Below are 6,040 nucleotides of genomic sequence, written 5' to 3' on the forward strand. Positions count from 1 at the left end.
ATTTTACTCTATTCTATCTACTCTAGGGGTGACAAAATAGAGCTTATTTTACAAAAATAAAAAGTTAAAAAAGTATGTAATTTTCAAGGATTCTTGGAGCATTTTTTTGATTATTGTCTCATTTATATTCTGATTCTTTTGTTTTGTAGGAACCGGATGTTGATTTAAAAGCTTTGTATAAACTTACAAAATGACCTATAGTAGTAGCTAATGCACCAGCTATCGTTAAAACAGCAGTTATTCCAAAACCAGGAGTTACATTTTTAAGATCACTTACTTTTACTTTTTGTAGCTCATTTAACGTCATATCACCTCCTTTCAATATATAAATTATTTTTGATAAGAAGTGGACAAAAAAAGAACAATAGCAAGCTATTGTTCAACAAATTCTGTATTGAATGAACCAGTAACATTTCTAACTGCTACTGTTGAAACTCAAATATTTGGATCGACTATTTTAAGGTCTTCCATTATATTTTTAGTTTCTAACAATAATGCAACTGTTTCAATTTTATATGAGTATTTCCCTGTGTATCCTGATTTGAATCTAACAATTCTATAACTGTGTCAGTAATTAATAAGTTTAAAGTAAGCAATAACTTTTTCAGGTTCACTTGAAATAATTGTAAGTTTAACTTTTTTGTATTTTGGATATAGAAGACTAACGACAAAGTTTGTCACAAGTAAGTAAGCATACGTTGAAAGTTCTCTCATTCCAAAAATTTCACCATTAACATTTGGTCTTACAAAACCATAAATAATTAAGAATGCACAAGCAGTAAAGAAAGCAACTGTAGCTAAGATACCACCTACACTCTTCTTGTATTTAGTTGAGAAGAAGTAAGCAATAATATCAGTTCCTCCAGTTGAACCACCTGCTTTTCAAGATAAAGCAATTCCAACACCAATAAAAGCTGCTCCAATGCATCCATATAAAAGTATTGGTCAAGTTTGTCCTGTAGCATATCATACTAATTGATTTGTTTGTTCTAAAGTTAATGAAGATAAAGCTGATTGAGGAATAGTGGTATCTAGTTTAACACCATTTTCTAAATATTTAAAAACACTATCTAGAGCTACTGAAGCAGAAAATTCTTTTGGAAGATTATCTGTTTTTTCAAATACTCTAAAATCATTTGCTGTAGGGTTATAAGCTAATTTAAAGTCACTATAATCATTATGAACGAAACTTATTTTTTCAAATAAGAAGACGTGAACATCATGTTGAGTAAATATGAAGTTAGTCACTTGTAGGAAGAGCATGAATACTAAAGTATATATTAGGAAGCTCTTTTTGACTTTTCTTCAATATATTATAAACAGTGGGACATTGCAAGCAAAATAAATCAAAGCAAAGTAAGAACGAAGTACAGGGAATAAGTATTGTAGAATGGTTGGTATTCCTGTTATACCAGAAGGGATTGTATCTGATTTAGCTAAGAAAATATGAATACCAAAGTTAAATACAAATGCTGCTCAAAAAAGTAAGAAAATCTTAAATCAATTTCTTTTTATACGTTCTTTAATTGTTAATTTAGTATTCTTAGTGTTATTTAATAGGTATTTACCCATTTTATATTTTAAATATTCTTCTTCATTAATAACTTTTTCAGTGCTGATTAATGAGGTAGAATTGTCGTTAACAACTGTATAAAAGTCGTTATTATTAACTTTTCTATTTACCATCTCTTTTCATATTTTTTTACGCATTTTTTCGTTTGAAGTAGGATATTTAAATTTGTGCTTGTTTTCGCCTGAATTTCCTTGTTTTTTCATTGCTTAATTTTACAACATTTTAAAAAGAAAAATCATAGTTTTTATAACTATGATTTAGGCATTTTTAACTTTTTCTTGTTTTTCTTTGATTATTTCAATTATAGTTGTTATTACAATTGTAAGGATAATAAGTATCACTCCTAGGAAGACAGAAACATCAGCGAAATTGAATGTTCCACGGTCAAATCAAGGAATATAGAATTCGTCTTTTACATAGCCACTAAAAGCAATTCTATCAGTCGCGTTTCCGATATCTCCTGCTAGCAAGATACCAAACATTGCACTATATATTAAAATGTATTTAGAAGGGTAGAAAGGTACCAAAAGAATTAGTGCAGCAATTATAAAACTAACAACTTGAATAAAGGTAATACTATCAGTACTTAAGAAAGTAACTCCTTTATGTCAAATACTTCTAATTCCTAGTACTCCACCAAAATTTAACCATTCATTTGTAGAAGGATAAATTCTTTCAGGATAGACATTTTGACCATTTAATTCTCAAGAGGTTTTTCCTGCTTGTTCCATAGCATTTACATCTACATGATAGAATAAAAGGGTTTTTGTAATCTGGTCTATAGCAAAGAAAATAAAGAATGTGCTTAAGAGAATAATGTATCCAGCTAAAACTTTACGTCAGTTATTCTTGAGATATACTTTATATTTTTGGCATCAAGTTTTTACTTTACTCATAACATTATTCTACTATTTTAGAAATTATTTCAAAACAAAGAGGACATAAGTCTTGGTGCATTTCTTTTTCTTCAAAGTGATTTCAACATCTAGCACACTTAACTGAATCAAATTTTTCAAGTCTTAATTCATCTCCTGGAAGTACTTTTCCAACCATTAGAAGTGTTTTTAAATCAAGTGAATTAATAAAATCTGATTGAGAAGGTAGGATTAAAGCAACTTCATTTGAACGCTTAATCATACCACTCTTAGTAGCTTCATCAATTAGAACATTAATTTTACTACGTAATTCAAAGAATTCGTTAAATTGTTCTAGCACTGCATTATTAACTTTAATATCTTTATTAAATGTTTCAAACATAATTGATTCAGCTTTATTTGTTTTATTAAAGTGCATATAAGCTTCTTCAATAGTTGTAGGTAATATTGGTGCTAATGCTAATAATAAGAAATCTAAAATTTCGTATAAGTTGGCAAGTACCATCATTCTTTCTGAATCATTAAATTCTCTGATGTATAAGATATCTTTTGTTACTGAAAGATAAAATGCAGATAGGTCGACAATATAGTTATTGATTAACTTAATAACATTGATGAATTTATATTCGTCATAAGCATTAAATACATCTAATTTAAGTTTATTTAGTTGTTCTTTAATATATAAATGAATTCCAGTTCTTTCGGTATTAGGATTGTATTCATAACCATCTAGGTTACCTAAAATAAACTTAATTGTGTTACGTATCTTACGGTAAATTTCAGTATTTTGGTCTAAGATTTCATTTGAGATAGAAACATCATTTGTATATTCACTATTAGCTACTCATAAACGTAAGATGTCTGCCCCACGTTTTTGAATTACATCAACAGGTGCTACAATGTTACCTTTTGATTTAGACATCTTTTCACCTTTTCCATCAAGGACAAATCCATGTGAAATTAAGTTACGGTAAGGTGTTACACCTTTATAAGCAACTGATGTAATAATAGATGAATTAAATCATCCTCTGTATTGATCAATACCTTCTAAGTATAAATCATAAGGAGAAGATACGTTATCTGCGATATTAACAGCTATTGATGAAACTCCTGAATCAAATCAAACGTCCATGATATCCATTTCACGTGTGAAGTTTTTATTTTGATACTTAGGAAGTAATAAAGCATCTGTATCTCATTCTCATCAAATATCACTACCGTGTTGTCTTACTAGATTGATTACGTGATCAAATTGCTCTTTATCCACGATTGCTTCACCATTTTCATCATAGAAGATAATTAAAGGTAATCCTCAAGTTCTTTGACGTGAAATAGTTCAATCATGTCTATTTTCAATCATTTGGAATAATCTACGTTTAGCTCAATCTGGATATGTATTTACATTTGAATCAATTTGTTCTAAGATTTGTTGTCTAATTTTATCGATTGAAACAAATCATTGAGGTGTACCTCTAAAGATAATTGGTTGATGTGTTCTTCAATCATGTGGGTATGAGTGTTTTACTCATTGGAAATGCATTACATCATCACCTAAGAAGATTGAGATATCTTTATTTGCATCAGCATAGAACTTACCATCAAATTGTGTATTAGTATTTTCGATATATCCTTTATCTGAGATATGCATTATGTTTTCAAGGTTATTTTTCATACCTATCATAAAGTCGTCTTCACCAAACATAGGAGCGATGTGAACTATACCAGTTCCTGATTCATTTGTAACATGGTGTCCTATAACTGCTGGAGCTAATTTATGTAAAATAGGTGTTCAATATAACACTTCTTTATTGTCAATTTCTTGACCACAGAATGTATCAACAATTTCACATTCTCATTGTAATTTATCAATAAAATCTTGGTATAAGTCTTTAGCCATTACATATCTATCGTTTTCATGCTTAAAGATAACGTATTGAATGTCTCTACCAAGTGCGATACCTGCATTAGCTATTAATGTTCAAGGAGTAGTAGTTCAAACAATAAAATTATCATTTGGCTTAACTAAATCAAAATTTGATTTTTCTACATGCATTTTTACATATATAGAAGGGCTTTTAACATCTTGATATTCAACTTCAGCTTCTGCTAGTGCACTTTGTGATGAAGGTGATCAATAAATTGGTTTTAAGCCTTTATAAACTAATCCATCAAGCATCATTTTAGCAAATACTTCAAGTTGTTTAGCTTCATATTCAGGTGCTAATGTTATGTATATCTTTTCGAAATCAGCAAACATTTGTAATTGAATAAATTGAGCTTTTTGTCTTTCAACTTGGCTTAAAGCATAAGCGTGTGCTTTTTTACGTAATGTAACCGGATCTAATTCATCTTTAGAAACATTCATTTCTTGTAGCATTTTATGTTCAATAGGCAATCCATGTGTATCTCATCCTGGAACATATGGTGCATAATATCCACTTAATGTTTTATATCTAACGATAAAATCTTTAAGTATCTTATTAAGTGCATGACCTACGTGAATATCCCCATTAGCATAAGGAGGACCATCGTGTAAAATGAATTGTGGATCATTCTTGTGTAATTCTAAAACTTTTTTGTAAACTTGATTTTTAAGTAATTGTTCTCTAAAGATTGGTTCTTTAGCTGTAAGATTTGCTCTCATTTCAAATGCTGTATTAGGCATATTGAGTGTTTTCTTGTAATCCATTTTTATCCTTTCAATTTTAAAATTTTATTAAAAATAAAATTCCTCTATTTTATTAACATAATTTTGCTAACAAAATAGAGGAATTTTTGGTGGTGGCCTCGGCAGGAATCGAACCAGCGACACACAGAGCTTCAATCTGTTGCTCTACCAACTGAGCTACAAGGCCATGGCGGTCCAGACGGGGATCGAACCCGCGTTCTCCTCCGTGACAGGGAGGCGTATTAAACCACTTTACCACTGGACCATTGGTTGCAGAGGAAAGAATTGAACTTTCGACCTTCGGGTTATGAGCCCGACGAGCTTCCACTGCTCCACTCTGCTATGAATATTATACTATTTAACGTGGCGGGTGATGAGGGATTCGAACCCCCGCGGGCCGTGAAGCCCCTGCTAGTTTTCAAGACTAGTCCCTTCAGCCAGACTTGGGTAATCACCCGTGGTGGACCCAACAGGACTCGAACCTGTAACCGACCGGTTATGAGCCGGTTGCTCTAACCATTGAGCTATAGGTCCGACTGTTAGTCAGTATTAAATAGTATAAAAATGGTAGCACCGATGAGATTCGAACTCATGACCTTCCGGGTATGAACCGGATGCTCTAACCAACTGAGCTACAGTGCCATAAATGGTGGAGAGTATGGGATTCGAACCCACCACCTCCTGCGTGCAAGGCAGGCGCTCTAGCCAAATGAGCTAACCCCCCATAAATGGTGAAGAAGACAGGATTTGAACCTGCGACCACTACAGCCCAAATGTAGTGCTCTACCAAACTGAGCTACTTCTCCAAGAACTGCGTTTATATTATACTATAACTTTTTTAGTTCCAAAAAATTTTTTATGTTCTTTGGAAACTGAATAGTAATTAAATAATTCATTAAAATGTCTGAATACATTAACTTTTAA

Annotated in this window: 4 protein-coding genes and 8 tRNA genes; all 12 read right to left on the reverse strand. The window is 31.4% G+C overall.

The window, feature by feature from the left end:
• Positions 1-64: 64 nt before the first annotated feature.
• Positions 65-307 carry a hypothetical protein gene (locus tag ACX1M8_RS03205; protein WP_458836788.1) on the reverse strand — a complete coding sequence of 81 codons (243 nt, stop codon included), beginning with the start codon at positions 305-307 and terminating at the stop codon, positions 65-67.
• A 65-nt stretch (positions 308-372) separates the two neighbouring features.
• Entirely contained in the window at positions 373-1,776 is a 1,404-nt protein-coding gene (locus tag ACX1M8_RS03210) for a YitT family protein (protein WP_458798154.1), read from the reverse strand.
• A gap of 54 nt (positions 1,777-1,830) precedes the next feature.
• On the reverse strand, positions 1,831-2,469 hold the full coding sequence (locus ACX1M8_RS03215) for a signal peptidase II (protein WP_458798153.1): 639 nt from the start codon (positions 2,467-2,469) through the stop codon (positions 1,831-1,833).
• Positions 2,470-2,473: 4 nt separating this feature from the next.
• Positions 2,474-5,137, reverse strand: coding sequence for an isoleucine--tRNA ligase (gene ileS / locus ACX1M8_RS03220; RefSeq protein ID WP_458836789.1), 2,664 nt, complete (start codon positions 5,135-5,137; stop codon positions 2,474-2,476).
• A gap of 90 nt (positions 5,138-5,227) precedes the next feature.
• Positions 5,228-5,303 (reverse strand) — tRNA-Phe (locus ACX1M8_RS03225).
• Position 5,304: 1 nt separating this feature from the next.
• Positions 5,305-5,381 (reverse strand) — tRNA-Asp (locus tag ACX1M8_RS03230).
• Positions 5,382-5,383: 2 nt separating this feature from the next.
• Positions 5,384-5,458: transfer RNA gene (locus tag ACX1M8_RS03235), tRNA-Met, on the reverse strand.
• 22 nt (positions 5,459-5,480) lie between these two features.
• A tRNA-Ser gene (locus ACX1M8_RS03240) sits at positions 5,481-5,573 on the reverse strand.
• Between the two features lies 1 nt (position 5,574).
• Positions 5,575-5,650, reverse strand: a tRNA-Ile gene (locus tag ACX1M8_RS03245).
• A 31-nt stretch (positions 5,651-5,681) separates the two neighbouring features.
• Positions 5,682-5,758, reverse strand: a tRNA-Met gene (locus ACX1M8_RS03250).
• A 5-nt stretch (positions 5,759-5,763) separates the two neighbouring features.
• Positions 5,764-5,840 (reverse strand) — tRNA-Ala (locus ACX1M8_RS03255).
• A 5-nt stretch (positions 5,841-5,845) separates the two neighbouring features.
• Positions 5,846-5,922: transfer RNA gene (locus ACX1M8_RS03260), tRNA-Pro, on the reverse strand.
• Between the last annotated feature and the right edge of the window lie 118 nt (positions 5,923-6,040).

It is taken from the genome of Mycoplasma tracheobuteonis, assembly GCF_054456995.1.